Source organism: Aquisalimonas lutea (assembly GCF_030409225.1).
Lineage (GTDB): Bacteria > Pseudomonadota > Gammaproteobacteria > Nitrococcales > Aquisalimonadaceae > Aquisalimonas > Aquisalimonas lutea.
The window spans coordinates 1,633,647-1,659,257 of sequence record NZ_JAUFPK010000001.1; the positions used below are offsets into that span (position 1 = coordinate 1,633,647).

The 25,611-nt window shown below is 69.4% G+C and carries 26 protein-coding genes; 15 read left to right on the top strand and 11 right to left on the bottom strand.

Annotated features, from left to right (window positions below; translation table 11 throughout):
* Positions 1–2: 2 nt before the first annotated feature.
* The 6 genes from QWY84_RS07590 to QWY84_RS07615 form a co-directional block, all read right to left on the bottom strand.
* Positions 3–677, bottom strand: a complete 675-nt coding sequence (locus QWY84_RS07590) for a DUF2848 domain-containing protein (RefSeq protein ID WP_290201973.1) — start codon at positions 675–677, stop codon at positions 3–5.
* 31 nt (positions 678–708) lie between these two features.
* The gene (locus QWY84_RS07595; RefSeq protein ID WP_290201974.1) at positions 709–1,992 is read right to left on the bottom strand and encodes a TRAP transporter large permease; all 1,284 of its coding nucleotides are present in this window, start codon (positions 1,990–1,992) and stop codon (positions 709–711) included.
* On the bottom strand, positions 1,989–2,585 hold the full coding sequence (locus tag QWY84_RS07600; RefSeq protein WP_290201975.1) for a TRAP transporter small permease subunit: 597 nt from the start codon (positions 2,583–2,585) through the stop codon (positions 1,989–1,991). The genes QWY84_RS07595 and QWY84_RS07600 overlap by 4 nt, the downstream gene beginning before the upstream one ends.
* A gap of 92 nt (positions 2,586–2,677) precedes the next feature.
* Positions 2,678–3,742, bottom strand: coding sequence for a TRAP transporter substrate-binding protein (locus tag QWY84_RS07605; protein WP_290201976.1), 1,065 nt, complete (start codon positions 3,740–3,742; stop codon positions 2,678–2,680).
* 76 nt (positions 3,743–3,818) lie between these two features.
* Positions 3,819–4,622, bottom strand: coding sequence for a putative hydro-lyase (locus QWY84_RS07610; RefSeq protein WP_290201977.1), 804 nt, complete (start codon positions 4,620–4,622; stop codon positions 3,819–3,821).
* Between the two features lie 130 nt (positions 4,623–4,752).
* Entirely contained in the window at positions 4,753–5,634 is an 882-nt protein-coding gene (locus QWY84_RS07615) for a LysR family transcriptional regulator (protein ID WP_290201978.1), read from the bottom strand.
* Positions 5,635–5,813: 179 nt separating this feature from the next.
* On the opposite strand from QWY84_RS07615, the gene QWY84_RS07620 reads away from it, so the two are divergent.
* The 7 genes from QWY84_RS07620 to QWY84_RS07650 all read left to right on the top strand — a co-directional run bounded on the left by QWY84_RS07620 (position 5,814) and on the right by QWY84_RS07650 (position 11,964).
* A complete protein-coding gene (locus tag QWY84_RS07620; RefSeq protein WP_290201979.1) occupies positions 5,814–6,278 on the top strand; it encodes a nucleoside deaminase in 465 nt (154 codons plus the stop codon).
* 129 nt (positions 6,279–6,407) lie between these two features.
* Positions 6,408–7,157, top strand: a complete 750-nt coding sequence (locus tag QWY84_RS07625) for an META domain-containing protein (protein WP_290201980.1) — start codon at positions 6,408–6,410, stop codon at positions 7,155–7,157.
* Positions 7,158–7,257: 100 nt separating this feature from the next.
* A complete protein-coding gene (locus tag QWY84_RS07630) occupies positions 7,258–7,914 on the top strand; it encodes an NUDIX hydrolase (protein WP_290201981.1) in 657 nt (218 codons plus the stop codon).
* Between the two features lie 29 nt (positions 7,915–7,943).
* On the top strand, positions 7,944–9,023 hold the full coding sequence (nadA, locus tag QWY84_RS07635; RefSeq protein WP_290201982.1) for a quinolinate synthase NadA: 1,080 nt from the start codon (positions 7,944–7,946) through the stop codon (positions 9,021–9,023).
* 214 nt (positions 9,024–9,237) lie between these two features.
* The gene (locus tag QWY84_RS07640) at positions 9,238–10,290 is read left to right on the top strand and encodes an SAM-dependent methyltransferase (protein WP_290201983.1); all 1,053 of its coding nucleotides are present in this window, start codon (positions 9,238–9,240) and stop codon (positions 10,288–10,290) included.
* Between the two features lie 15 nt (positions 10,291–10,305).
* Complete coding sequence (locus QWY84_RS07645) at positions 10,306–11,106, top strand: DUF1295 domain-containing protein (RefSeq protein WP_290202700.1); 801 nt, start codon at positions 10,306–10,308, stop codon at positions 11,104–11,106.
* Positions 11,107–11,232: 126 nt separating this feature from the next.
* Positions 11,233–11,964 carry a phosphoadenylyl-sulfate reductase gene (locus QWY84_RS07650; RefSeq protein WP_290201984.1) on the top strand — a complete coding sequence of 244 codons (732 nt, stop codon included), beginning with the start codon at positions 11,233–11,235 and terminating at the stop codon, positions 11,962–11,964.
* Between the two features lie 14 nt (positions 11,965–11,978).
* On the opposite strand, the gene QWY84_RS07655 is transcribed toward QWY84_RS07650, so the two are convergent.
* Positions 11,979–12,458, bottom strand: a complete 480-nt coding sequence (locus QWY84_RS07655) for an LEA/WHy family protein (RefSeq protein WP_290201985.1) — start codon at positions 12,456–12,458, stop codon at positions 11,979–11,981.
* Positions 12,459–12,552: 94 nt separating this feature from the next.
* Here QWY84_RS07655 and QWY84_RS07660 point away from each other — a divergent pair, with 94 nt between their 5' ends.
* Positions 12,553–13,323, top strand: coding sequence for a MipA/OmpV family protein (locus QWY84_RS07660; RefSeq protein ID WP_290201986.1), 771 nt, complete (start codon positions 12,553–12,555; stop codon positions 13,321–13,323).
* A gap of 226 nt (positions 13,324–13,549) precedes the next feature.
* Here QWY84_RS07660 and QWY84_RS07665 read toward each other — a convergent pair whose 3' ends face one another.
* The 3 genes from QWY84_RS07665 to QWY84_RS07675 all read right to left on the bottom strand — a co-directional run bounded on the left by QWY84_RS07665 (position 13,550) and on the right by QWY84_RS07675 (position 16,509).
* On the bottom strand, positions 13,550–14,497 hold the full coding sequence (locus QWY84_RS07665) for an alpha-L-glutamate ligase-like protein (protein WP_290201987.1): 948 nt from the start codon (positions 14,495–14,497) through the stop codon (positions 13,550–13,552).
* Positions 14,494–16,038, bottom strand: coding sequence for an inactive transglutaminase family protein (locus QWY84_RS07670; RefSeq protein ID WP_290201988.1), 1,545 nt, complete (start codon positions 16,036–16,038; stop codon positions 14,494–14,496). The genes QWY84_RS07665 and QWY84_RS07670 overlap by 4 nt, the downstream gene beginning before the upstream one ends.
* A 300-nt stretch (positions 16,039–16,338) precedes the next feature.
* Positions 16,339–16,509 carry a hypothetical protein gene (locus QWY84_RS07675; protein WP_290201989.1) on the bottom strand — a complete coding sequence of 57 codons (171 nt, stop codon included), beginning with the start codon at positions 16,507–16,509 and terminating at the stop codon, positions 16,339–16,341.
* Positions 16,510–16,723: 214 nt separating this feature from the next.
* Between QWY84_RS07675 and QWY84_RS07680 the strand changes: the two genes are divergently transcribed.
* A complete protein-coding gene (locus QWY84_RS07680; protein WP_290201990.1) occupies positions 16,724–17,200 on the top strand; it encodes a tellurite resistance TerB family protein in 477 nt (158 codons plus the stop codon).
* A gap of 31 nt (positions 17,201–17,231) precedes the next feature.
* Here QWY84_RS07680 and QWY84_RS07685 read toward each other — a convergent pair whose 3' ends face one another.
* Positions 17,232–17,687 (bottom strand): DsrE family protein, encoded by a 456-nt coding sequence (locus QWY84_RS07685; RefSeq protein ID WP_290201991.1) that lies wholly within the window; start codon positions 17,685–17,687, stop codon positions 17,232–17,234.
* A gap of 223 nt (positions 17,688–17,910) precedes the next feature.
* Between QWY84_RS07685 and QWY84_RS07690 the strand changes: the two genes are divergently transcribed.
* From QWY84_RS07690 to QWY84_RS07715, 6 genes are all read left to right on the top strand, one after another.
* Positions 17,911–18,978 (top strand): efflux RND transporter periplasmic adaptor subunit, encoded by a 1,068-nt coding sequence (locus tag QWY84_RS07690; protein WP_290201992.1) that lies wholly within the window; start codon positions 17,911–17,913, stop codon positions 18,976–18,978.
* Positions 18,975–22,094: an efflux RND transporter permease subunit gene (locus QWY84_RS07695; RefSeq protein ID WP_290201993.1), complete on the top strand. Its 3,120-nt coding sequence runs from the start codon at positions 18,975–18,977 to the stop codon at positions 22,092–22,094. The genes QWY84_RS07690 and QWY84_RS07695 overlap by 4 nt, the downstream gene beginning before the upstream one ends.
* A gap of 30 nt (positions 22,095–22,124) precedes the next feature.
* Positions 22,125–22,883 (top strand): SDR family oxidoreductase, encoded by a 759-nt coding sequence (locus tag QWY84_RS07700; RefSeq protein ID WP_290201994.1) that lies wholly within the window; start codon positions 22,125–22,127, stop codon positions 22,881–22,883.
* A gap of 377 nt (positions 22,884–23,260) precedes the next feature.
* Positions 23,261–23,959 carry a nicotinamidase gene (locus QWY84_RS07705; protein ID WP_290201995.1) on the top strand — a complete coding sequence of 233 codons (699 nt, stop codon included), beginning with the start codon at positions 23,261–23,263 and terminating at the stop codon, positions 23,957–23,959.
* Positions 23,956–24,165, top strand: coding sequence for a dodecin (locus QWY84_RS07710; protein ID WP_290201996.1), 210 nt, complete (start codon positions 23,956–23,958; stop codon positions 24,163–24,165). Before QWY84_RS07705 ends, QWY84_RS07710 begins: the two co-directional genes overlap by 4 nt.
* Positions 24,166–24,169: 4 nt before the next feature.
* Entirely contained in the window at positions 24,170–25,396 is a 1,227-nt protein-coding gene (locus QWY84_RS07715) for a patatin-like phospholipase family protein (RefSeq protein ID WP_290201997.1), read from the top strand.
* Positions 25,397–25,611: the final 215 nt, after the last annotated feature.

Consider the following 25,611-nt stretch of genomic DNA (forward strand, 5'->3'; position numbering starts at 1 on the left):
TCTCAGGCCACGATGGGCAGGGTCTCGATGCGGTAGCCGTGCTCGATGCGCCGCTCCCGGACCGGGTCGACCAGCGCCATGTCGAACCGCTCCGCCGGGCGCACGCCGCCGCTCACCGGCAGCGTTCCGCAGAGCATGGCCTGGCCGGGCGCCAGCGCGCCGTCGCTGCGGCCCAGGCGCTGGAGCAGGTCCCCCGGGGGCAGCAGACCGGCCACGGAGCCTTCCTGGTAGGCCTCGCGCCTGCCGTCGATGGTAGCCCAGGAGGCCAGGCGCAGCTCGTCCCAGTGGTCGAGGGCGTCGGCGAGCCGCCACAGCTGCGGCGCCACGGGCTTGGGGCAGACCTGCTTGGAGTGGGCCACCGACCACGCCTCGGCGTCGCGGTCCGTGTGATCGGACGCCACGCCGAGCATGGTTCCCCGGTCGGTGCCCAGCAGGAATACCTCGACCTCGCCGCTGCTGGCCTCGCCCAGGACCTGGACGTCCTCGTCGGTGGTCAGCCGGTCGGCGCTGACGCGGTAGAACAGCGGCGTCGCCGACGGCGGCGTCACGCCCAGCGCCTGCAGCTCGTCGATGTGCTCCCGGATGGCAGCGGCGTCGCGGCCGGCCCACCCGGCCACGATGAGCTCGTTCACGGTCACCGTGATGCGGTCACCGGAGTCCAGTACGAAATCCGTCATTGCATACTCCACGAATCGTTGTCGGTCCCCGTCAGTGCAGGACGGAGGGCAGGAACAGGGCCAGCTCCGGCAGCGCCACCAGGATCATCGCCATGAGCAGCATGATCAGCACGTAGGGCACGGCGCCGGCCATGACCTCGTTGAGCGAGCCCCGGCCGCGCACGCCCTGGACGACGTACAGGTTGAGCCCCACCGGCGGCGTGATCAGGGCCATCTCCACCAGCAGGATCAGCAGGACGCCGAACCACACCGGATCGAACCCGAGGCCGATGATTACCGGGGCCACGATGGGGATGGTGATCACCATCAGCGACAGCGTCTCCACGAAGAAGCCCAGCACCAGGTAGAGGGCGATCACCAGGAACAGCGTGCCGTAGGCCCCCAGTCCGGCGGCGTCCAGGAAGGCGCTGAGCTCGCGCGTCACCCCTGCCGAGGCCAGAACGAAGTTGAGGAAGTACGACGCGGTGATGATCAGCATGATCATGCCGGTGGTGCGCATGGTGCCGTCGATGGCGTCGATGACCACCCGCAGCGTAAGCTGCCGCAGGCCGGCGGCGATGAGCAGGGCGCCGAGCACGCCCACCGACGCCGCCTCCGTGGGCGTCGCCAGGCCCGCGTAGATGGAGCCCACCACCACGACGAACAGCGCCAGCACCGGGATCAGGCTGGTCAGCCCCGAGATCCGCCGCTGCCAGCCGTGGTGCCGGCTGGGGCCGCCGAGCGCCGGGAAGCCCCAGCACAGCAGGGCCGTGCCGACGATGAACAGCAGCGCCAGCAACAGCCCCGGCACCAGGCCGGCGGCGAACAGCCGGGGAATGGATGTCTCGGTGAGAAAGCCGTAGACGATCAGGTTGATCGACGGCGGGATCATGATCCCCAGGGTGCCGCCGGCGGCGATGGAGCCGGCGAACAGGCGGTCGTCGTAGCCCAGGGTGCGCGCCTGGGGCATGGCCACGGTGCCCACCGTGGCCGCCGTGGCCACGCTGGAGCCGGAGGTCGCCGAGAACAGCGTGGCGGTGCCGATGTTGGCGTGCAGCAGCCCGCCCGGGAGCCAGGACAGCCACGCCTCCAGGGCCTCGTAGGTGCGCCGCGCCACGCCGGTGCGCATGAGGATCTCGCCGAGCAGGATGAACAACGGGATGGCGATGAGCAGGAAGCTGTCCGAGGCCGACCAGAGCACGTCGCCCAGGGCGCGATGCAGCGGGAAGCGGGAGTAGAACTCGTCCAGGAACAGCGCCAGGGCGATGAGCGCCGCCGCCACCGGAATGCTCAGCGCCAGCAGGACCAGCAGAACCAGCAGAGCGACCCCGATCATTGGTCCTCCTCCCCGGTCGGCGCGGCGGTCTGCTCCTCCAGGGTGGCGCTGCCCGCCACGCGCTGGACGGAGCGCGGATCCGCCGCGACAAGCGCCACGATCACGCGCAGCAGCAGCACGGTCACTGCGGCGGCGAACCAGGCCAGCCCGACCGCCCACAGCCCCTGGGGGATCCATAGCGGCGTGGCCAGCGGGGTGTTGGCCCGGGAGCCGCCGGCGAACGATGACCAGGCCACGTCCGCGGCGGCGCCGACCACCAGGACGCAGAACAGGCCCAGGGTCGCCAGGGCAACGGCGTCCAGCACCGCCCGGACGGTGAGCGGCATCTGCATGTAGACCACGTCGATGCGGATATGGGCCTTGCGGAACAGGGAGTACGCGAACGCCCAGCTGGCGCTGATGGCGAGAACGTAGCCGCTCAGCTCGGTGGCGGCCGCGGTGGAGCGGCCCAGGAGCTGGCGCGAGAGGATCTCCACGATCACCAGGGCGACCGTCGCCAGGATCAGCACCCCGCCGGCGCGGGCCAGCCAGTGGGAGCCGGTGTCCATGTAGGCCAGCAGGCGATCGAGGAATGCGGCCGTTCGATCAAGCATGGGAGGACCCTTGCTGTCGGAGGAATGGCCCGTAGGCATACGGCAACCGGCCGTACCGCGCACCCCGCGGTACGGCCGGACTCGGCGCGGCGCTAGTTCGCCTCGGCGGTGACGCCGGTCACCTCGCCGATGGTGTCGTTCCAGCGCTCGACCCACTCGCTGTCGACACGGCTGGCCCAAGCAGGCAGGACCTCGGCCTCCAGCCGCTGCCGGGCGTACTCGAAGTCCTCCTGCGTGGCCTCGACGTGGACCATGTCGCCGGGCTCACCCCGGGTGCACTCGCCGTCACCGGTCAGGCAGGCGATGCCTTCCTCGGTTTCCGGCACGGCGTTCTCCCAGACCGGATCCTCGTAGTTGGTCGCGATCTCGTCGAGCAGCCACTGCTGCGTGGTCTCGTCCAGGGAGTCCCACTTGTCGCCGTTCATGGCGGTGACCACGTGGTCCCAGCCGCCCACGGGCAGCGGATACAGATGGGTGGAGACCTCATGCCAGCCCGAGCTGTAGCCGGACAGCGAGCCGGTCACCGCGCAGTCCACGACGCCCCGGTCCAGGGCGCCCGGGACCTCGCTGAAGTCCAGGGTCACGCCCTCGGCGCCCAGTGCCTCCAGGAACTCGGCGGTGGTACGGCCGCTGGCGCGGATGGACTTGCCTTCCAGGTCCTGCAGGCCGCTGATCTCGGCGTTGCAGAACACCATCTGCGACGGGTAGGGCACCACGGCCAGCAGCTTGGCGCCGTCGAAGCGCTCCGCCATGATGTCCTCCAGCACGGGCCGGTAGGCCTCCGCGACTTCCCGGGCCTCCTCGACGGTGGGCGCGATCATGGGGATGTCCAGCCCGCCCAGCTCGGGCGCGTCCTGGACGGTGTAGTCGGCCACCGTGGAGCCGACGTCGAACACGCCGCGGCCGAGCAGGCTGAAGACCTCGCCGCCGCCCAGGCCCATCTGGTCGAAGGTGGAGACTTCGGTGCTGATCCGGCCGTCGGAGGCCTCCGGCACGTGCTCGCCCCAGAAGGGCTTCTCGAAGTTCTGGAACAGCGACAGGCTGCTCCAGCTGCCCACGTAGGCGATCTCGGTGCTCTGCAGATCCTGGGCCTGGGCTGCACCCGTGGCGACGATGACACCCATGCAGGCGACGCTTAGCAGACGGTTTGTTGTCATGGTTTCGGTCCTCCGGCGAATGCGCGGGTTCAAGGGTCGGTCCTTACGTCGATGTGCCACTCCAGTGCGACACGTGCTAGAGCAGAGCAAGCTGCGAGTCGCGCCAGTCCGTGAGCAGCATGTGGCCCGGGCTGTGGGTGATGGCGAACGCCACCCCGGAGCGCTCCAGCGCGCGCTGGGGCGTGACGCCGCAGGCCCAGAATACCGGCAGTTCGTCGTCGTCCACGGTCACCGGATCGCCGTAGTCCGGCGCGTCCAGGCTGTCGATGCCGAGGGCGGCTGGGTCGCCCAGGTGCAGCGGCGCGCCGTGGGCAAGCGGATAGCGCGTGGTGATCTGCACGGCGCGTATGGCGTCGGCCGGGCGCAGCGGTCGCATGGACATGACCATGGCGCCGCCGAACGGCCCGGCGGGGACCAGCGGCACGGTGGTGTCGTACATGGCCACGTTGCGCTGCTGCTCGACGTGGCGCAGGCGGATGCCGTCGGCCATGAGCGCATGCTCGAAGGTGAAGGAGCAGCCCAGGGCGAAAGCCACCAGGTTGTCCCGCCACAGATCGACGATGTCCGTGACCTCGTCCGTGCAGTGCCCTTCCCGGAAGACCCGGTAGCGGGGGATGTCGCAGGCGATGTCCAGGTCCTCGCCGAGGACGGGAAGGCGCCGGTCGCCGGGCTCGCCGACGGCCAGGACCGGGCAGGGGCGCGGATTCGCCTGGCAGAACCGCAGGAAGGCGCCGGCATCCGCCTCCGGCAGGAGCACCAGGTTCGCCTGCACGAACCCCTGCGCCAGGCCCGCCGTCGGTCCCGTCCATGCCCCGCTGCGTGCCGCGCGCCGTACGGCGGCACCGTCGAGCAGATCGTGACTTGCTGCGCTCTCGCCCATGGTCATCCCGATCCCGGTCTCTGTTACATACAGGTTTAGGCGAGATGACTGATTCATTCAAATTGTGATTATTGATTGAAGCTGATAGGTATTTCCGATTGATCATCCCGTCGACAGCCCGGGCGGGCCTTTACGGGTGCTCCGAGGCCACGCGGACGGCCAGATCGGCCACTGCCCGGGTGATGGTATCCCCGGGGGAGATGGCATAGGAGACGGTGAACCGCAGCTCCGGCAGCACCCCTTCGGCCTCGAAGGTGCGCAGGCTCCCGGACGCCAGCTCGTTGCCGATGATGCGCGGGGGCAGGGGGCTGATGCCGATGCCGTCCACGGTCATGCGGATGATGGTGGCCAGGGAGGAGCTGGCATGGATGCGCAGCCCCGGGCTGGTGCCGCGCACGAGCTGCTGGACCGCGATGTGCGGCTTGCTCAGGCGCGGGTAGGTGATGATGGGCCACCGGGTCAGGGCGTCCAGGTGCACGGGTTCCGGCGGCAGCGGCAGGCGCGGGCTGGCGACCCACGACAGCGGGTAGCGGCACAGCTCGGCGTTGACGATGTCCGGGTGGTTCACCGGCCCCATGAGAAAGGCGATATCGATGTCGTGGCCGGTGAGCTTGTCGGTGAGATTGAGCGAGCTGTCCACGTCCAGCTCCAGGGTGACGCCGGGGTAGGCTTCGTTGAGCCGCTCCAGCAGGTGCGGCAGCCAGGTGTAGACGATGGTCTCCACCACGCCCAGGCGGATGGTGCCCTGCATCGCGTGCGGATCGGCCACCGTGTGCAGCAGCTCGGAGCGCATCTCCAGCAGCCGCTCGGCGTACTCCAGCGTGTCCCGGCCCTTGGCGGTGAGCGCGACCCGCCGGCCGGCGCGCTCGAACAGCCGCACGCCCAGCTCCTCCTCGAGGTTGCTGATGCGGGCGGATACCGAGGGCTGCGAGGTGTAGAGATGCTTCGCCGCGGCGCGGAAGCTGCCCAGGCGGGCGATCCACACCAGCGTTTCCAGGGAGCGGAAGTCCATGCGATGTCCTGACCTCGGTTGTACCGGGCAGCCAGGCTAGCGCCTGCGGTGGCGAACCGCCACCGCCGTCGGACGTCGGCGCGGCCGCGGGAGCCGGGCCCGCCGGGTGCGGCTCCGTTCGCTGCGGCGCGGTGCCGCCGCAGGATATACTCGGGCGGGTACCGGCACGAGGAGGCCCCATGGACGCATTCATGCAGGCGGCACTGGACGAGGCGCAGCGCGGCCTCGACGAAGGCGGCATACCCATCGGCTCCGTGCTCGTCCACCGAGGCCGGATCATCGGCCGGGGGCACAACCGCCGCCAGCAGCGCGGGAGCGTGGTGCTCCACGGCGAAATGGACGCCCTGGAGAACGCCGGCCGGCTGCCGGCCGGCGTCTATCGCCAGAGCGTGCTCTACACGACGCTGTCGCCGTGCGCCATGTGCAGCGGTGCGATCCTCCTGTACGGCATCCCGCGCGTGGTGGTCGGCGAGAACACCACCTTCCGCGGCGAGGAGGCGTTGCTGCGCAGCCGGGGCGTCACGGTGGATGTGCTCGATGTGGCCGAGTGCGTCCGAATGATGCGCACCTTCATCGAGCGATCCCCCGCCGTGTGGAACGAGGACATCGGGGTCCCGGGTAGCCCGGGCGCGGGCACCGGCTGACCGGCACCGGCCTGGCCGGTGCGCGCCGGAACCGCCCATGGGAAAGCGGGCGGGAATGGTTTTCAATGGCACGATGGCGACCGGGCCTCGGGCCCGGTCCTGTAACCGGCAACCCGCGGAATCGACACCATGGTGGTATCGCCCCGGCTCCTTCTCCTCTGCGTAGCCGCTGTCGCGATCGCGTGTACGGCGCCGGGTTGCCGCGCGCCGGGCAATCCGGAGGCCGGCGGCCCCCCGGTGCCGTTCAAGGCACGGGGCAACGAGCCCGGCTGGCTGCTGACCATCACGGACGACCGCATGCGCCTCGAGTATGCGTACGGAACCAAGCAGGCACACGCGCCGCGTCCGGATCCGGTGGGCACGCCGGACGGCTATCGCTACGTCGCCGCCGCGGGAGAGCACGAGTTGCACGTCCGCATCCGGAACCGTCTGTGCACGGACAGCATGTCGGGCATGTACTACCCGGCCGCGGTGACGGTCCGGGTCGACGGCGAAACGCTCTCCGGCTGTGGTGGTGATCCGGCCGATCTCCTGACCGGCGGGACCTGGGTGGTCGAGGATCTTGCCGGCCGGGGCGTGATCGATGCCTCCCGCATGACGCTGCGCTTCCGGCCGGACGGCCGGCTGGGCGGCCGCGCTTCCTGCAACCGCTACACCGCCTCGTACGTGCTGACCGGCGAGCTGGATATCGACGCCGTGACCAGCACCGACGAGAGCTGCGCACCCGCCCTCATGAACCAGGAGCAGCTCTTCCTGCGCCTGCTGCGCAACGTGCGCCGGTTCGCGATCACCGACACGGGCGCCCTGCGCCTGGTGACGACGGACGGGCAGGCAATCACCGCGCGTCGTCGCGCATCGCTTAGCACTCCGGAAACGTGATCACGCGCCGAGTTGAACTCTCCGGTTCCGCATTCCCGGATTTGACATAGTGTAGACGCGACACTAACTTTGTTTGACGGTTTGCTTACAGGAGGTCCCCGTGACGGAGCGGCAACTGACCGGGCTGGCGACGGACGTGGTGGTGTTCACCATCTCGGAGCACCGCCTGCGGGTTCTGCTGGTCAGCCGCAGCCGGGATCCGTATGCGGGCTGCTGGTCGCTGCCCGGGGGCATGGTGCCCATCGACGAGGGGCTGGAGGAGTGCGCCAGCCGCATGCTCCGGGAGAAGACCGGCGTGCACGGCGTCTACCTGGAGCAGCTCTACAGCTTCGGCGAGCCGGAGCGGGACCCGCGCGGCCGGGTGGTGTCGGTGTCGTACTACGCGCTGGTACCGCCGGGCCGGCTGCAGGGGGTCGCGCTCAACGGCGACACCCTGGGGTGGTGGCCGGTGGACCAGCTGCCGGAGCTGGCATTCGATCACGACGCCATCGTGCGCATGGCGCACCAACGTCTCGCGGCCAAGCTGGAGTACTCGACCATCGCCCTGCAGTTCATGGGTGAGCGGTTCACGCTGAGCGAGCTGCAGTCGGTCTACGAGACCATTCTCGGCGAGCCGCTGGACAAGCGGAATTTCCGCAAGCGGGTGCGGAACCTGCCCTGTATCGAGGATACCGGGGAACGGTTCCGCGCCGGCAAGCACCGGCCGGCGCGCCTGTTCCGGGTCACCCGGCCGCACCGGGTGGAGATCATCAAGTAGCAGCGGCCTGCGGGCCGGAGGTGATGAGCATGAGCAAGGTAGAGGCGGTCCGTGCCGAGGCCCCGGTGCAGTTCTTCCGGGAGCAGCCGTTCACGGCCAGCGAGACGCTGGACGCCGGTGAGCGCGAGCAGCTCATGGACCGCATCCGCAACCAGCTGCGGGCGCAGGACGCGGTCCTCGTGGCGCACTACTACACCGCGCCGGACCTGCAGATCCTGGCCGACGAGACCGGGGGCATCGTCTCCGACTCCCTGGAGATGGCCCGCTTCGGCTACGAGCACCCGGGCAGCACGGTGGTCGTGGCGGGGGTGCGGTTCATGGGCGAGACGGCCAAGATCCTCAGCCCCGAGAAGCGCGTCCTCATGCCGGAGCTCGAGGCCACCTGCTCCCTGGACGAGGGCTGCCCGCCGGATGAGTTCGCGGCGTTCTGCGACGAGCATCCGGACCGCACCGTGGTGGTCTACGCCAACACCAGCGCCGCGGTGAAGGCGCGGGCGGACTGGGTGGTGACCTCCAGCATTGCGCTGGATGTGGTGCGCCACCTCCACGAGCGCGGCGAGAAGATCCTCTGGGCACCGGACAAGCACCTGGGCGCCTACGTCCAGCAGCAGACCGGCGCCGACATGCTGCTCTGGGACGGCGCCTGCATCGTCCACGAGGAGTTCAAGGCCATCGAGCTGGACAAGCTGCGGGCGCAGCACCCGGAGGCGAAGGTGCTGGTGCACCCGGAATCGCCCGCCGGGGTCATCGCCCAGGCGGACGTGGTGGGCTCCACCTCGCAGCTGCTCAAGGCGGTGCAGACGCTCGACGCGGACACCTTCGTGGTGGCCACGGATGCGGGCCTGTTCCACAAGATGCACGAGGCGGCCCCGGGCAAGACCCTGCTCAAGGCGCCCACGGCGGGCCGCAGTGCCACCTGCACCAGCTGCGCGCACTGCCCGTGGATGGCCATGAACGGCCTGCGCAGCCTAGCCCATGCCCTGGATGCGGGGGCCAACGAGATCCACGTCGATCCCGGCGTGGCCGAGCAGGCTCTGGTGTCCCTGGGCCGCATGCTCGAGTTCGGGCGCAACCGCAGCCGGGCCGTCGAGGGCGCCGGCGACGCCTGATCGCCGCGTTTGCGCCGAGAAGGAGCCACCCGCAAGGGTGGCTCTTTTTGATGCAAGCCCCCACGAATGACCGGTGGCACTGCCCTGTATCCGCTGTTCCCTCCCTTCCCTGCCATCTCCCGCGAGAGCGGCCTTCCATTGCGTTGTATAACTTATGTATAGAAAACGGTATCATCACCGCGTTACTGATCGTGTGGCTTAAGGGGAGCCTTCCATGGAACAACTCCTGGCTCTGGTGGAGCAGGGGCGCGTGCCGGACGGCCTGGTGCGGGCGGGTATCCGGCGCCTTTTGAAGCAGCGCCTGGCCGGCGAGAGCGGCGACGTCGAGCAGCGCCGGGAGCGGCTTCACGAGCTCATGGCGCACATGGACGCCAGCCCGGTGGCGCTGGCTACCGACACGGCCAATGAGCAGCACTACGAGCTGCCGGCGGCCTTCTTCCGGGAGGTGCTCGGGACGCATCTGAAGTACTCCTGCGGCCTGTGGCCGGAAGGTGTACACGAACTGGACGAGGCCGAGGCGGCCATGCTGGCGGTCACCTGTGAACGCGCGGACCTGGCGGACGGCCAGAACGTGCTGGAGCTGGGCTGCGGCTGGGGCGCGCTGTCGCTGTGGATGGCCGAGCACTACCCCGGCAGCACCATTACCGCCGTGTCCAACTCCGCCTCCCAGCGCGCGTTCATCGAGGCCCGCCGGGACGCCCGCGGGCTCGACAACCTCACCGTGGTCACGGCGGACATGAACCGCTTCACCACGGAGGACGCGTTCGACCGGGTGGTGTCCCTGGAGATGTTCGAGCACATGCGCAACTGGGGCGAGCTGCTGCGGCGCATCCACGGCTGGCTGCGTCCCGGCGGCAAGCTGTTCGTCCACGTGTTCTGCCACCGCGAGGTGGCCTACGTGTTCGAGACCGGCGGCGCGGCCGACTGGATGGGACGGCACTTCTTCACCGACGGCCTGATGCCGGCGGATGCGCTGCCCCTGTACTACCAGCGGGACCTGCGGCTGCTGCGTCACTGGCGGGTCAACGGCCGCCACTACGAGCGCACCTGCAACGCCTGGCTGGCGCGCATGGACGCCGCGCGCGGGCGCATCCAGCCGTTGTTCGCCGAGACGTATGGTGCCGAAGGGGTCACCCGCTGGATCAACCGCTGGCGGATCTTCTTCATGGCCTGCGCGGAGCTGTTCGGCTACCGCGGGGGCGACGAGTGGTTCGTCAGCCACTATCTCATGGAGCGCCCGCCGGGGCGCGCGACCGCTTGCGAGTGACACGGAGACAGCGTGATGCAGGATACGGGGCTTGTGGTACTGCTCGGGCTGACCAGTAGCCTGCTGCTGATGGTGCTGGTCTGGATCGCGAGCCTGGTGCGCCGGGACGCCAGCCTCGTCGACCGCTTCTGGGGCGCGGGCTTCGTGCTTCTGGCGTGGGTGTACTGGTTCGCTGCCGGGGCGCCGGCGGCCGGGCTGCTCATGGTGCTGCCGGTTACCCTCTGGGGGCTGCGGCTGTCCGCGTACCTGACCTGGCGGAACTGGGGCCACGGCGAGGACTATCGCTACCGCGAGATGCGGGCGCACCACGGACGGCGTTTCCCCTGGGTGAGCCTGTGGACGGTGTTCGTGCTCCAGGGGATGATCATGTGGGTGGTGGCCATGCCCCTGGTGTACGGGACGCGCGTGCCGTCGGCGGACGTCCTTGTCTGGCCGCTGGCCGCCGCCGGCCTGGCGCTGTGGTTGGCGGGCCTGACCTGGGAGGCGGTTGCCGACGCCCAGCTGGCGCGCTTCAAGGCCGATCCCGCCAACCGCGGCAGGGTCATGGACCGGGGACTGTGGCGCTACAGCCGGCATCCCAACTACTTCGGCGAGGCCGTTCTCTGGTGGGGGTTCGCCCTGATCGCGGCCGCCGCCGGCGGCTGGTGGACCATGCTCAGCGCCGCGCTGATGACCTTCCTGCTGGCGCGGGTCTCCGGCGTGACGCTGCTGGAGAGGAAGCTCACCGATACCCGTCCCGCGTACCGGGACTACGTCGCGCGCACCAATGCGCTGGTCCCGGGGCCGCCCCGCGAGCCGTCCTCCGGCAATCGGTGACGGTATGCCGGTTCCGTGGAATATGCGACGAAGGTATGAAGATAGGTGTTTTCATTCTTTTTGTGACTTAGAAGCAAGCGGTAAGGTACTTGGCAGTCACAGGGAAGCCACCCGGTGAGGAGAGCCATGAGCAACTGCCAAGCCACCGTCGCACCCCTGCCGAGAGGGCAGGCGCTGGATCTGGACGCGATCAACGCCGAGCTGGACCGCGCCAGCGCCGAGGACCGCGTCCGCTGGGGCCTGGAGCAGTTCGGCCAGCGCATCGTGCTGTCCTCAAGCTTCGGTGCCCAGGCGGCCGTATCCCTGCACATGGTCACGCGGCAGCGTCCGGATATCCCGGTGATCCTGGTGGATACCGGCTACCTGTTCCCGGAGACCTACCGCTTCGTGGACGAGCTCACCGAGCGGCTGGGGCTGAACCTGCGCGTCTACCGCGCCGAGCTCAGTCCCGCCTGGCAGGAGGCGCGCTACGGCAAGCTCTGGGAGCAGGGGCTGGACGGCCTCGAGCAGTACAACCGCATGAACAAGGTCGAGCCCATGCAGCGCGCCCTGCGCGAGCTGCGCGCCGACGCCTGGTTCGCCGGCCTGCGCCGCCAGCAGGCGACCACCCGGGAGCAGCTGGACCCGGTGGTGGAGCAGAACGGGCGCTACAAGGTTCACCCGCTGATCGACTGGACCGATCGCGACATCTACCGCTACCTCACCGCCCACGATCTGCCCTACCACCCGTTGTGGCACCAGGGCTATGTCTCCATCGGCGACGTCCACACGACGCGGCGGCTGGATGACGGCATGACCGAGGAGGAGACACGCTTCTTCGGCCTCAAGCGCGAGTGCGGCCTGCACGAGCACGTCTGACGCGCGGCCGCGCGTCAGTCCACGAGCAGCTCCAGCGACCCCTCGCGGCTGAACGCCTGGCTGCCGCGCAGGAAGCGGCCGTAGGCGACCTCCCCGGTCAGCGTGTAGTCGAAGGTTCTGCGCCCGCTGTAGACCATGCGCATCAGCCCCGGAAGGCTGCCCAGCAGCTGCGTCCGCGCCTCCAGGTCCACCGTGGTGGTGTCCTCCGCGGCCAGCGTGAACGCGCTGGTGGACTGCCCCTCGGCGAGGTCCAGGCCGCCGAGCTGCAGCCCGTAGCGGATCTCGCGCACCCGCAGCGAGTGGGGATTGGGATTGTCCACCGCCAGGGTGAGGCGGAACCGCTGCTCGCTGACACCCAGCTCCAGGACGGTGACCCGGTCCACCCGGAACTCGGGCTCTTCCAGCGGGCGTTCCAGCAGGCTGCATGCATTCAGCAGCGTGATGGCGAGGGTCATTGCCGCGATGAGCAGGCAATTGCGGCGGAGACGGGGCATGGTGCCTTCCTCGTGGGGATGCGAAATGACGACGGCTCGGGTAGCCTTGGCCGGGAATCTCGGCGAGGCTTCAGGACAAGGAGGATAGCACGTGATGGCAGCAGGCTATGGAAGGCCGACCCGCCTCCGGGTGGCCGGAATGGTATTGGCGGCATTGATGCTGTTCTGCGCTTTTCCGGTGGCGGCGCAGCAGCCTTCCGGCTGGTCGCTGGGCCTCGGTGCCATTGTCTCGGGGGGACGCTATGGCGACGCGGACACCGAGGTGACGCCGGTGCCGGTACTGGGCTACGAGGGCGAGCGGTTCTTTCTGCGCGGACCCGCCGCCGGGCTGCGACTGCCCCGCGTCGGCGGTGTGCGCAGCGCACTGGTCCTGCGGGCCCGCATGCAGAGCTTCGACGCGAACGACGACCCGGTGCTCGAGGGCATGGAGACCCGGCGCCGCACCGCCGAAGGCGGGCTGCGCGTCGGCGCCGGCAAACGGTGGCTCCGGGGGCACGTCGGTATCTACCAGGAGCTTCTCGGGCGCCATCACGGACAGGTCCTGGAAGCCCGTCTGCAAGCGCCTTTACCCGCGGGGAACTGGTTGATCGTCCCGTCGGTGGGCGTGGACTGGCAGAGCGCCGAGACCGCGGACTACTACTACGGTGTCCGGGACGACGAGGCAAGGGGCGGCCGCCCGGCCTATGCGCCGGGTGCGTCAGTCAACCGGGTCCTCGGGCTGGGCCTGCGCTATCGCGGCGGCGAGCGGTTCCGTTTCGTGCTGCGGGTGCAACGGGAGTTCTTCGACAGCAGCCTGCGCGCGAGCCCCATCGTCGACAGGGACGGCCGATGGTCGGGATTCGCCGGCATCAGCTGGCGCCTGTGAATGCCGCTCGGAACAAAAAAAAGGCAGGGATAACCCTGCCTTAACGCGCTCAGACCCCTTGGAGGTGGAGTCAAACTGGCGACCCCTGTGCGGCCGTTCCCTCGGCCGGAATCGCCTGGAGGAGTGACAACGCAGATCACCTGAACTTGGTTGCAGATTACAATGTTACTCCGCGGGCTGCTGCGGCGCAGTTCACAAAAAGGGCGATCGGGCGTTCCGTGATTCCCTATTCGGGATCGGAGAACATCTCCCGGGCCAGCGCTGCGCGGACCTCCGGGTTGTGGGGCAGCCTCTCCATGGCCTCGATGCGCCGCAGGCGGTGGAGGAGGCTGGCGCGATTGGCCAGCTGAATGCTCAGGCCCGGCCGTGCGTTGAGCTCCAGCATCATGGGCCCCTGGTGGTAGTCCAGCACCACGTCGACGCCCAGGTAGCCGAGCTGCGCCAGCGAGTAGCAGCGCGCCGCCAGGGTGAGGAGGTCGTGCCAGTCGGGGATGCGCACCCCGGCGATGGGCGCGCCGGTATCCGGATGCCGCGTGACCGGCCGGTCCAGGCACACCGCCGTGGTGGTCTCCCCGGTAGCGATGTCCAGCCCGGCGCCGAGCGCGCCCTGGTGGAGGTTGGCCTTGCCGTCCGAGCGCCGGGTGGGCAGGCGCACCATGGCCATGACCGGAATGCCCCGGAAGACGACGGTGCGGATGTCGGGCACGCCCCCGTGAGCGATATGGTCGAACATGGGGTCGAACTCGACGCGCTGCTCGAGGATGGCCCGGTCCGGCTGCCCGCCGAGGCTGTACATGCCGCTGAGGATGTTGGCGATGTGATGGCCGATCTCGTCCTCGGTGATCAGCGTGCCGTTGGCGCGGCGATAGCGCCCGTACTGGCTGCCGGCGATGACCAGGATGCCGGTGCCGCCGCTGCCGTGGGCCGGCTTGATGACGAAGTCGTCGCGGCCGGCCAGCAGCTCCGGCAGCCGGCGGATCTGGCGCTGGATCTCGATGACGCAGTACAGCGCCGGGACGCGGATGCCCGCCTCCTCGGCGAGCTGCTTGCTGCGCAGCTTGTCGTCCACCAGCGGATAGTGCCGCCGGTTGTTGTACTCCATGATGTACTCGGCGTTACGCCGGTTCATGGTGAGCACGCCGGCATCCCGGATGCGGCGGATCAGGCCGATCATGCCTGGTCCTTGCGGTCGCGGAAGAACATGCGGAAGCGCCACAGCTCCGTGAGCCGGTAGCCGGAGTAGCGCCCCATCAGCAGGATGACGGCGAGCACCAGCAGCAGGGATTCCGGGAACACGAACACCAGGTGGGCCAGGGGCTCGTAGTTCATCAGCAGGTAGCCGAGAACCGCCACCAGCAGGCTGCCCAGGCCCTGGGTGATGGCCGTGCGCGGGCCGTTCTCCTCCCATACCACGGACATGCGCTCGATGGTCATGGCCAGGATCACCATCGGGAACAGCGCCACGGACAGGCCGCGCTCCAGCCCCAGGTGGTGGCTGAGAATGCTCAGCGCCATGATCAGCAGCACCACGACCACCAGGACCGCTGCCAGCCGCGGCACCAGGAGCAGCTTCAGCCGCTCCAGGTAGAAGCGGAACGCCAGGCCCAGGGCGACCACGGTGGAGAACAGCGCGATCCCCCAGAGCAGCTGGGTCTCGCGGAAGGCCAGGGCGATGAGCACCGGCATGAACGTGCCGAATGTGCTGATGCCCACCACGTTGCGCACCAGCACCACGACCAGCGCACCCAGGGGAACCAGCATCAGGGTATGGTAGACGTTCTGGATGTCCACGGGCAGGGCGAACAGCGAGAAGTCCAGCACCCGCGAGCCCATGTGCTCGGCGCGCTGCTGGGCGACCTGGACCACCGCCCGGAAGGTGCGCGACGCGGAGAAGCCGATGTCGGCGACGCGGCCGCCGCTGACCTCCACCAGGGGCGCTTCGCCCCGGTACCAGACCAGCATCTCCTCGTCGTAGCCGCGCTGGCCCGTCTGCGGGTCGAACGGGATCCAGGACGAGCCGTCGTGGACCTCCAGGTAGGGCTCCAGCTCGCCCCGGCGCATGCCGTCCTGGAGGTGCAGGACGTGCGCGGTGCGGGCGGGTATGCGCGCCCCGGCGAGGATGTGGATCACGTTCTCGATGTGTGCCCGCTCGCCGTCGATGCCGCTGCGCAGCACCTGCACGTGCTCGTCGGGGTTGTCGGAGTAGTAGCGCAGCAGCAGCCGCCGGGCGAACGAGGCGATGTCCGCGGACTCCTGGCGGACCTCTTCCAGCACGGTGAACGCCGCGGACCCGTACGGCTCGGCGTAATCGGGCACGGGCGGGAAGGCCGGTTGCGCGCCCGCAATGGCCTCCGGGGCTTCATCCGGGGCATCGGCGACCTGGAGCCGATAGTACAGGGTCTGCTGGCCGTCCACGCGGCGTGCGGTCCACAGGGCCCGGCGGTTGACGGCGTCGCTCTCCCGGGCCAGGCCGAAGCGTCCGGAGACGAAATCCTCGCCGAGCACGTTCAGCCCGGACGGGTCGCGGGGGATCATGAATGCGACCTGGGTCGGTCCGCCGTCGGTCTGCAGGGCGAGCCGGGCCTCGACCGTCCAGATGCCTGTCTCTTCCTCGGGGGTCAGGGGGAGGCCCAGGTTCGCCACCTTGTGCCACATCAGCAGGCCGGCGATGCCGACCAGCGTAAAGGCGACAATCTTCAGGTGCAGGTTCTTCAACGTCTTCTTCCTGTTGTGCCGCCGGATTCAGGTCACGGCAGAGCGTGATGCCTACACCGGGTTCCGTTCCGCTGGAACCCACGATACGGGACGCATGCTTGTCTCTACAGGCGCAACACAAGGCGGGGACACCCAACGCCCGTGGGACTACCAACCTTCATGAAAGGTTAGTAAAGCAGCGGGAGTCTGCGGAGAGGGGGGTGGCAGGTCAAGGCGTCGCTCACAGGAGACAGCCCAGCGCCGTCGCCCGTAGCGGCCCGGGCCCGGGCGGCTTGCCCGGGCCCGGAAGGCAAGGGCGGACTAGAAGTTGCTTTCGCCCCCGTTACCGCCGCTGCCGCCGAGGCCGTCCTGGTTGTTGTCGATGTTCTCCTGCATCTGCTCCATTTCCTCCTCGTCGACGGGCTCGCAGGCCGTCAGGGTGAGCATGCCGGCGGTGAGCACGATCGCGAACAATACGAACAGGCGTTTCATGATGACCTCCTGGCTGACTGGATCGGTGGGCACTTGCCCATCAGCCAGGACGATGGCAGGAACCGTGCCAGGGGCCGCGCTGTCCTATGACACGGCCTCGGGCGGTTGGTGATGCCTTGGGCCGGGGGTGGTGTGCCGACTCGTGTGGCACAATGGCACATGTGTCCGGCTGGCATGCCGCACGAGGCAGCAACAGCACAGCGGGGAGTCAGCGATGCTCGACGCGATACGCAGCTTCTTTACCGATCACCTGGCCGGCGTCGACGCCGATGGCACCGAGGCCAGCGAGGAACGCCGCCTGCAGCTCGCCACGGCGGCGCTGCTGATCGAGGTGACCCGGGTGGAGCGCCGCGAGGATCCGGACGAGGCGGCAGCCGTGGAAGAGGCGGTGCGCCGGAAGTTCGACCTGGATCCCACGGAGACCGACGAGCTCCTGCGCCTGGCCCGGGAGGAGGTGGAGCGCTCCGTTTCCTATTACGAGTTCACCTCGCTCATCCACGAGCATTTCGACCTGGCGCGCAAGGCGCGGGTGGTCGAGCTCATGTGGCGCGTGGCCGCCGCCGACGGCGACGTGGACAAGCACCAGGAGGCCCTGGTGCGCAAGGTCGCGGATCTCCTCTACCTGCCCCACGAGGAGTACATCAGCGCCAAGGTCCGCGGCCTGCGCGCCGAGGGCATCGAGATCGCCTGAGCCGCTGGGGGCTGCCCGGCGGCCCCGGAGGTCAGTACGTGATCACGCGCACGTCGTCCCGCGCCATGGTCTGCGCAAGCTCCTCGGGGTCGTTGACGGTGACCTCGTTGAGCAGATCCTCCTCCGTGTACTGGTGATAGCCGCTGTTGGGCAGGTACAGGTGGCAGACCTCGACGGAAGCGCCGAAGCTCATCGCCTCCTGCATGATCTCCTTGGCGGATACGTCCCGCGGGGCCAGCGCTTCCGGGATGTACTCCTGGAGCCCGAGCTGCGCCGCCTCGCCGCAGAGGACGATATCGACGGCGTGATCCTGCCGCGCCATGTGCGACGCCATGCTCATGGCCATGCCCTGCACCTGGTTGCTGCTCGTGTTCACGAGCATGAGCACGTCGGGGGAGTCGTCCTGGGCCATGCCGCGTACCGGCATGAGCGCCAGGACCAGCACGGCCGCCAGGACGACATGGAACGAGCTACTGTGTCTGATCATGGGGTGTTTTCCACGTTTTTGGGGGTGCCCGGCCGCGTGTCGGCGCACGGTGCACGTTGGTTCGTGTATAGCCGCATGCCAGGGTAACAAAACCAGCGCACCGGTTCGTGGTCTCAATACATGATCCCGGCATGCCGTTTCCCGAAGGTTACCCACCGCGTCTGTGGTACCCGGGGCGCCGGCGATTTATGCTGTTGCGGCCCGGTATTCTGGAGACAAGACCTTGCAAAATCGGTTCCGCTGGCTGGGGCAGTTCCTCGGCGTCCTGGTGATCACCGGCCTGGCCCTGGGCGGCTGGTTCTGGCTCGAGGAGATCGACAGCGCCGCCGGCGGCGATGCCAGGGCTCCGGGCGCGGGCGCACGCGCAACCCCGGTGGAGGTGGCCGAGGCTGAGCGGCGGTCCGTGCAGGACGTGGTGCGTGCGGTGGGCACCACCCGCGCCCGGGAGTCCGTGGCAATCGTCGCCGAGGTGGCCGGCCGGATCATCGAGGTGCCGGTGCGCGAGGGGCAGCCCGTGGAAGCCGGCGAGCCGCTGTTCATCCTCGATCACGTGCGCCAGGAGGCGGATCTGCGCGAGGCTCGGGCCGAGCGCGACGATGCCGCGGCGAAGTACCGCCGTACGGCGGCGTTGTTCGAGAACCGCGACGTGCCGGAGTCCCAGCTGGACGAGCGCCGGGCGGCGCTGGAAGTCGCCGAGGCCCGGGTGCAGGTGGCCCGCAGCCGGCTGGAGGATCGCACCATCCGCGCGCCGTTCGACGGCGTCGCCGGCCTGCGCGAGGTCAGCCCCGGCGCCTACGTGGAGCCGGGAGCGGTGCTCACGACGCTGGACGACCTGTCCGTGGTGCGGCTGGAGTTCTCGGTGCCGGAGCGCTACCTGGGCGACCTGGCTCCCGGCCTGCCGGTGGCGGCGCACAGCCTCGGCTTCGGCGACCGCGTCTTCGAGGGCGTGGTGGCGCGGATCAGTCCCCGCGTCGACCCGGTGACCCGCAGCGTCCGCGTGCAGGCGGAGTTCGCCAACGACGACCGCCGCCTGCGCCCGGGCATGTTCATGACCGCCCGCCTGGTGCTGGCGGAGCGCGACGCGGTCATGGTGCCCGAGGAGGCGCTGCTGCGCGAGGGCGCCGACAGCTTCGTCTACGTCATCGACGACGACACCGCCCGGCGCGTGCCGGTGACCACCGGCCGGCGGATCGACGGGCGGGTGGAGGTGGCCGGCGGGGTCGGTGACGGCGACGCGGTGGTGGTGGCCGGCCTGCAGACCGTCCGCGACGGCGCCGAGGTCCGCCGATGATCCTCTCCGACTTGTCGGTGAAGCGGCCCGTGCTGGCCGCGGTGGTGAGCCTGCTCATCGTCGTGCTCGGCATCGCCTCGCTGATGCAGCTGCCCGTGCGCGAGTACCCCAACATCGACCCGCCCATCGTCTCCGTGTCCACGGAATACGTCGGCGCCGCCCCGCAGGTCATCGACACCGAGATCACGGAGCGCATCGAGGGGGCGGTGAGCCGCGTGGACGGCATCAGCTCGCTGACCTCGCAGAGCCGCAACGGCCGCGGCGAGACCACCATCGAGTTCGAGCTCAGCCGCGACATCGACAACGCCGCCAACGATGTCCGTGACGCCCTGGCGCGCATCGCCGACGACCTGCCGGAGGACGCCGAGTCGCCGGTGGTGACCAAGACCGAGGCGGACGCCCGGCCCATGATGTGGCTGGCCATGAGCTCCGACCGGCTGGAGCCGGCGGAGATGAGCGACCTCATCGAGCGCCAGATCCAGGACCGCCTGTCGGTGCTGGAAGGCGTGGCGGACATCCGCATCGGCGGCCAGCGACGCTACGCCATGCGGGTGTGGCTGGACCGCGAGGCCATGGCGGCGCGCGGCGTCACCGTGGCCGACGTGGAGACCGCCCTGCGCGCCAGCAACGTGGAGCTGCCCGCCGGCCGCGTGGAATCCGTCATGCGGGATCTCACCGTGCGCACGGATACCCGCCTGAGCGAGCCCGCGGCGTTCCGGCGGCTGGTCGTCCGCCAGGACGGCGACACGCCGGTGCGCCTGGGCGACGTCGCCCGGGTGGAGCGCGGCGTCGAGGACGACAGCGCCATCCTGCGCAACAACGGCCGCACGGCCGTGGGCCTGGGCATCATCCGGCAGTCCCAGGCCAACATCATCAGCGTCTCCGACGCCGTGCAGGAGGAGCTCGAGCACATCCGCGCCACCCTGCCGGAAGGCGTCGCCCTCGAGACCAGCTACGACGAGTCGGTGTTCATCCGCGAGTCCATCCGCGAGGTGCTCACCACCCTCGCCATCGCTGTCGGCCTGGTGGTGCTGGTGATCTTCGTGTTCCTGCGCTCCGTGCGGGCGACGTTCATCCCCGCCGTGACCATCCCAGTGGCCGTGATCGGCGCGTTCACGGTCATGGCGCCGCTGGGCTTTTCCATCAACGTGCTCACCCTGCTGGCGCTGATCCTGGCCATCGGCCTGGTGGTGGACGACGCCATCGTCATGCTGGAGAACGTCCAGCGCCGGGTGGACGACGGCGAGCCGCCGCTGCTGGCGGCCTACCGCGGCGCGCGCCAGGTGGGCTTCGCCATTGTCGCCACGACGCTGACGCTGATCGCCGTGTTCGTGCCCATCGCCTTCATGGAGGGCAACGTCGGCCGGCTGTTCACGGAGTTCGGCCTGGTGCTGGCGGCGGCGGTGGCGTTCTCCAGCATCGTGGCCCTGACCCTGGCGCCGGTGCTGTGCTCGCGCTGGCTGCATCCGCCGGACGAGGAGGGCCGGCTCCACCGCATGACAGAGCGTGCGTTCACGGGCCTGGCGAACGGCTACCGCGCGCTTCTGTCGCGGGCCCTGGGGCTGCCGCTGGTGGTGCTGGCGGTCTGCGTGGCCGCGGGCGCCATGGCCTGGCAGCTGTTCCAGGTGCTGCCCCAGGAGCTCTCGCCCACCGAGGACCGCAGCGTCATCATCATCCCCAGCAGCGCGCCCCAGGGCGCCACCTCGGCCTATACCGACGAGCAGGTGCGCAAGATCGAGGCCATCCTCCAGGAATACGTCGACCGCGGCGAGGCCTGGCGGGTGTTCTCCATCATCGGCTTCCGCGGGCGCGAGAACAGCGCCTTCACCATCCTCGGGCTGACGCCGTGGGAGGAGCGCGAGCGCTCCCAGCAGGCCATCGCCGCCGAGCTCATGCCGCGGCTCATGGGCATTCCGGGCATCCGCGCGTTCGCCGTCAACCCGCCGGGGCTGGGCCAGAGCGGCTTCCAGCAGCCCATCCAGTTCGTCATCGGCGGCTCCAGCTACGAGCAGCTGGGCGAGTGGAGCGAGCGCATCCTCGAGCGCGCCCGGGAGAACCCCAACCTGCAGGGCCTGGACGCCGATTACGAGGAGACGCGGCCGCAGCTCAACGTCAGCGTCAACCGCGAGCTGGCGGCGGACCTGGGGGTCAGCATCCGCGACGTGGGCGGCACGCTGCAGACCATGCTCGCCTCGCGACAGGTGACCACCTACCTGGACCGCGGGCGCGAGTACGATGTCATGCTCCAGGCCGCCGAGGCGGACCGGGCCTCACCGTCGGACCTGGAGAACATCTTCGTGCGCGCCGACAGCAACGACCTGATCCCGCTGTCCAGCCTGCTGACCCTGGAGGAGGTGGGCTCGCCGCCGGTGCTCACCCGGGTGAACCGGCTGCCGTCGGTGACCATCGAGGGCTCCGTGGCCGAGGGCTACGACCTGGGCAGCGCCCTGGACTACCTGGACCGCATCGCCGCCGAGGAGCTCCCCGAGGAGGCACAGACCAGCTACCTGGGCGTGTCCCAAGAGTTCACCGAGACCTCCAACGCCATCTACGTCACCTTCGCGCTGGCCCTGGTGGTGGTGTTCCTGGTGCTGGCCGCCCAGTTCGAGAGCTTCATCCACCCGGGGATCATCCTGGTCTCCGTGCCCCTGGCCGTCACCGGCGCGCTGGCGGCGCTGTTCGCCACCGGCATCTCGCTGAACATCTACAGCCAGATCGGCATGATCCTGCTCATCGGCCTCATGGCCAAGAACGGCATTCTCATGGTGGAGTTCGCCAACCAGCTCCGGGACGCCGGACACACGGTGCGCGAGGCCATCCTGGAGGGGGCGACCCTGCGCTTCCGGCCCATTCTCATGACGGCCGTGTCCACCGTGTTCGGCGCGCTGCCGCTGGTGCTCTCCGGCGGCGCGGGGGCGGAGAGCCGCAGCGCCATCGGCGTGGTGATCATCGGCGGCCTGAGCTTCGCTACGCTGCTGACCCTGTTCCTGACGCCGGTGCTCTATGATCTGCTGGCCCGGTTCACCCGCTCCACCAACGCCGTGGCCCACGACCTGGACCGGCTGGAGCAGCGGGAACAACGCACGGGCACCGGCGAGCGCGTCACGGCGGAGTGATACCCGAGATACAAGCAGAGGAGATAACCAATGAGCGGCACGATTCTGGTTACCGGGGGAACGTCGGGCTTCGGCGCGGCCACGGCGCAGCATTTCAGCGAGCAGGGCTGGAAGGTGGTCATCACCGGCCGGCGCCGCGAGCGCCTGGATGCCATGCAGGAGCAGCTCGGCGGCCCCGAGCGGGTGCACACCCTGGCGTTCGACATCGCCGACCGCCGGGCTACCGACGCGGCCATGGCCGGCCTGCCGGAGGCCTTCGCGGACATCGACGTGCTGGTCAACAACGCCGGCCTGGCCCTGGGCCGCGAGCCCGCCCACCAGTGCGACCTGGACGAGTGGGAGACCATGGTCGACACCAACATCAAGGGGCTGCTGCGCGTCACCCGCGCCGTCCTCCCGGGCATGGTGGAGCGCAACCGCGGCCACGTGGTGAACCTGGGCTCCGTGGCCGGCAACTGGCCGTACCCCGGCGGCAACGTCTACTGCGGTACCAAGGCCTTCGTGCAGCAGTTCAGCCGCGCCATGCGCTCGGACCTGCAGGGTACCCGGGTGCGGGTGACCAACCTGGAGCCGGGGCTGTGCGAGACCGAGTTCTCGGTGGTGCGCTTCCGCGGCGACGAGGACAAGGCGAAGAGCCTGTACGAGGGCAACGACCCGATGCTGCCCGAGGACATCGCCGAGATCATCTGGTGGGTCACCAGCCTGCCGGCCCGGGTGAACGTCAACAGCCTCGAGGTCATGCCCGTCACCCAGAGCTGGGCCCCGCTGGCGGTCAAGCCCGTGCGCTAGCCGCAGCGGCCTGTCGGGGCTGAAGCCCCTCCCACAAGAGTTCCAGAGCTTGGGGGGATGCACTGTGGGAGGGGCTTCAGCCCCGACAAGCCCGGCAAACCCTGGCACTTCTGTGGGAGGGGCTTCAGCCCCGACTGTTCCGCGAATCGGGCTCCCTGCAACGGTCGCGACTTACGTCGCTCCTACGGCGGGCGATGGGAAAGGCTTTCCCAAAACCCGCCGTGGGAGCGGCTTCAGCCGCGACCCTCCCAGAACCCCTCCCCGCTGCCACCACGCAACCACGACGCCCCTTGTGACAAGCCCCGGCCGCCACGATACTCAGGGAAAGGAGAGGACATTCTGCCCAGGGAACGCATCATCCCGAAGGAGGACGATGCATGACTCATCATCACCACCACGAACTGCTCAGCGACCCGGCGCACACGGCGCTGCTGCTGGTGGACATCCAGCCGGACTTCATGAACGACGGTCCGCTGGCCACCGCTGACGGCGACGCCATTGTGCCCGGCGTGCGGGAGCTCATGGAGTCGGTCCCCTGCGGCGTCATGGTGGCCACCCAGGACTGGCACCCGGCGGGGCACGTCTCCTTCGCCAGCTCCCATCAGGGGCGGGAGCCCTTCGAGACCATCGAGCTGCACGGCCACGAGCAGGTGCTGTGGCCGGAGCACTGCGTCCAGGGCACCCCCGGCGCCAAGCTGGCATCGGGCCTGCCCTGGGAGCGGGTGGACCTGATCCTGCGCAAGGGCTGCGATCCGCAGTCGGACTCCTACAGCGGCTTCCGCAATAACTGGGACGCCGAGGGCAAGCGGCCCGCCACCGGCCTGGCCGGCTACCTGCGTGAGCGCGACATCCATACCGTGCTGGCCTGCGGCCTGGCGCGGGACGTCTGCGTGCAGTGGACCGCCGAGGACGCCGTGGAGGCCGGCTTCCGCACCGGGTTCATCTGGGACCTGACGCGGCCGGTGACCCACGACAACGACCAGGATTGCCAGCAGGCGCTGAAGAACGCCGGCGTCCACATCGTCGAGGCCGCGGATCTGCACGCCGGAGGCGGCACAACAGGGAGAAGCGCATGAGCGAGCACGTCTACAAGCACCTGGAGGTGACCGGGTCGTCCCCGAACGGCATGGATGCGGCCATCCGCAACGCCGTGCGCACCGCGGGCCAGACCGTGCGCAACATGCACTGGTTCGAGGTGACCGACACGCGGGGCCATATCGTCGACGGCGACGTGGCCCACTGGCAGGTGACGGTGAAGATCGGTTTCACCCTGGAAAAGTAGCGCCATGGCGCGGGGGAGGAGCCGCAGCCGAGCAAGCGGCGGGGGCGAGACACCCTGCGTCGGGCTGATTCTCTCCGGCGGCGGCGCCCGGGCGGCGTACCAGGTGGGCGTGCTCAAGGGCATCGGCGAGATGCTCCCGCGCGGCGCGCCCAGCCCGTTCCCGGTGATCTGCGGAACCTCCGCCGGGGCCATCAACGCCGCCGCCGTGGCCACCCATGCCGCGCGCTTCCGCCAGGGCGTGCGCGGCCTGGAGGCCGTCTGGCGCGACTTCCGCGCCCGGCAGGTCTACCGCACTGACGCCTGGGGCGTGTCCACCCGCGCCATGAAGTGGCTGGGGGCGCTGTTCCTGGGCGGCGTCGGCGCCTACCGGCCGGTCTCCCTGCTGGACAACCGCCCGCTCCAGGAGCTGCTGGCGCAGGTGGTCCGCTTCGAGCGCATCGACCGCGCCATCGACGCCGGGCAGCTGCGCGGGCTGAGCATCACCGCCTCGCGGTATACTGGCGGCGAGTCCGTGTCGTTCTTCCAGGGCGTCGACAGCATCCAGGAGTGGGGGCGCGCCCGGCGGCTCGGCGTGCGTACCCGGATCGGCCTGGAGCACCTGATGGCGTCCAGCGCCATCCCGGCGGTGTTCCCTGCCGTGCGCATCGGCGATCATTTCTACGGCGACGGCAGCGTGCGCCAGCTCGCGCCCATCAGCCCGGCGCTGCACATGGGCGCCAACCGCGTGCTGGTCATCGGCGTCAGCGGTCGCACCGGGATCAAGCGCGCCCAGCGGCCCCCGGAGCGCTATCCGTCGGTGGCCGAGATCCTCGGCCACGTGCTCGACTCGGCGTTCATCGACATGCTCGAGGGCGATCTGGAGAGGCTGGAGCGCATCAACCGCACCCTGGAGCATCTCCCGGGCGACGCGAAGCGCGAGCAGGGGCCGGATCTGCGCCGCGTGGACGCGCTGCAGATCGCCCCCAGCCGGGAGCTGGACGAGATCGCCGCCGCCTGTGCCCACGAGCTGCCGCGCACCCTGCGCTTCTTCCTGCGGGGCAGCGGTGCAACCAGCGGGGCGGGTTCCACGGTGGCCAGCTACCTGCTGTTCGAGCGCGGCTTCACCCGGGCGCTCATCGACCTGGGCTACCGCGATGCGCTCACCCGCGAGCCCGAGATCCTGCGCTTCCTGGGCTACGAGTCCACGGCCCGCTACCGGCGCGCCGACGCCGTCCCCGCCGACCTCTGGTAGCGGCGCCGCCCGGCCGCACGGCCGTCGCTCGAGCCCCTGATCCACCGGAAGTCAACCGTTGACTTGAACACCGGATGTTCTACCATGAGCTGCATCCGCACCCAACATATAGGGGTTTCATCGGAAAACCTGTAGACATGTTGTGGACCGGCCTGTGGATAATCGGGCCAAATCATTGATCTAACAAAGACGAATCCGTACGCGAAGGAGACTCA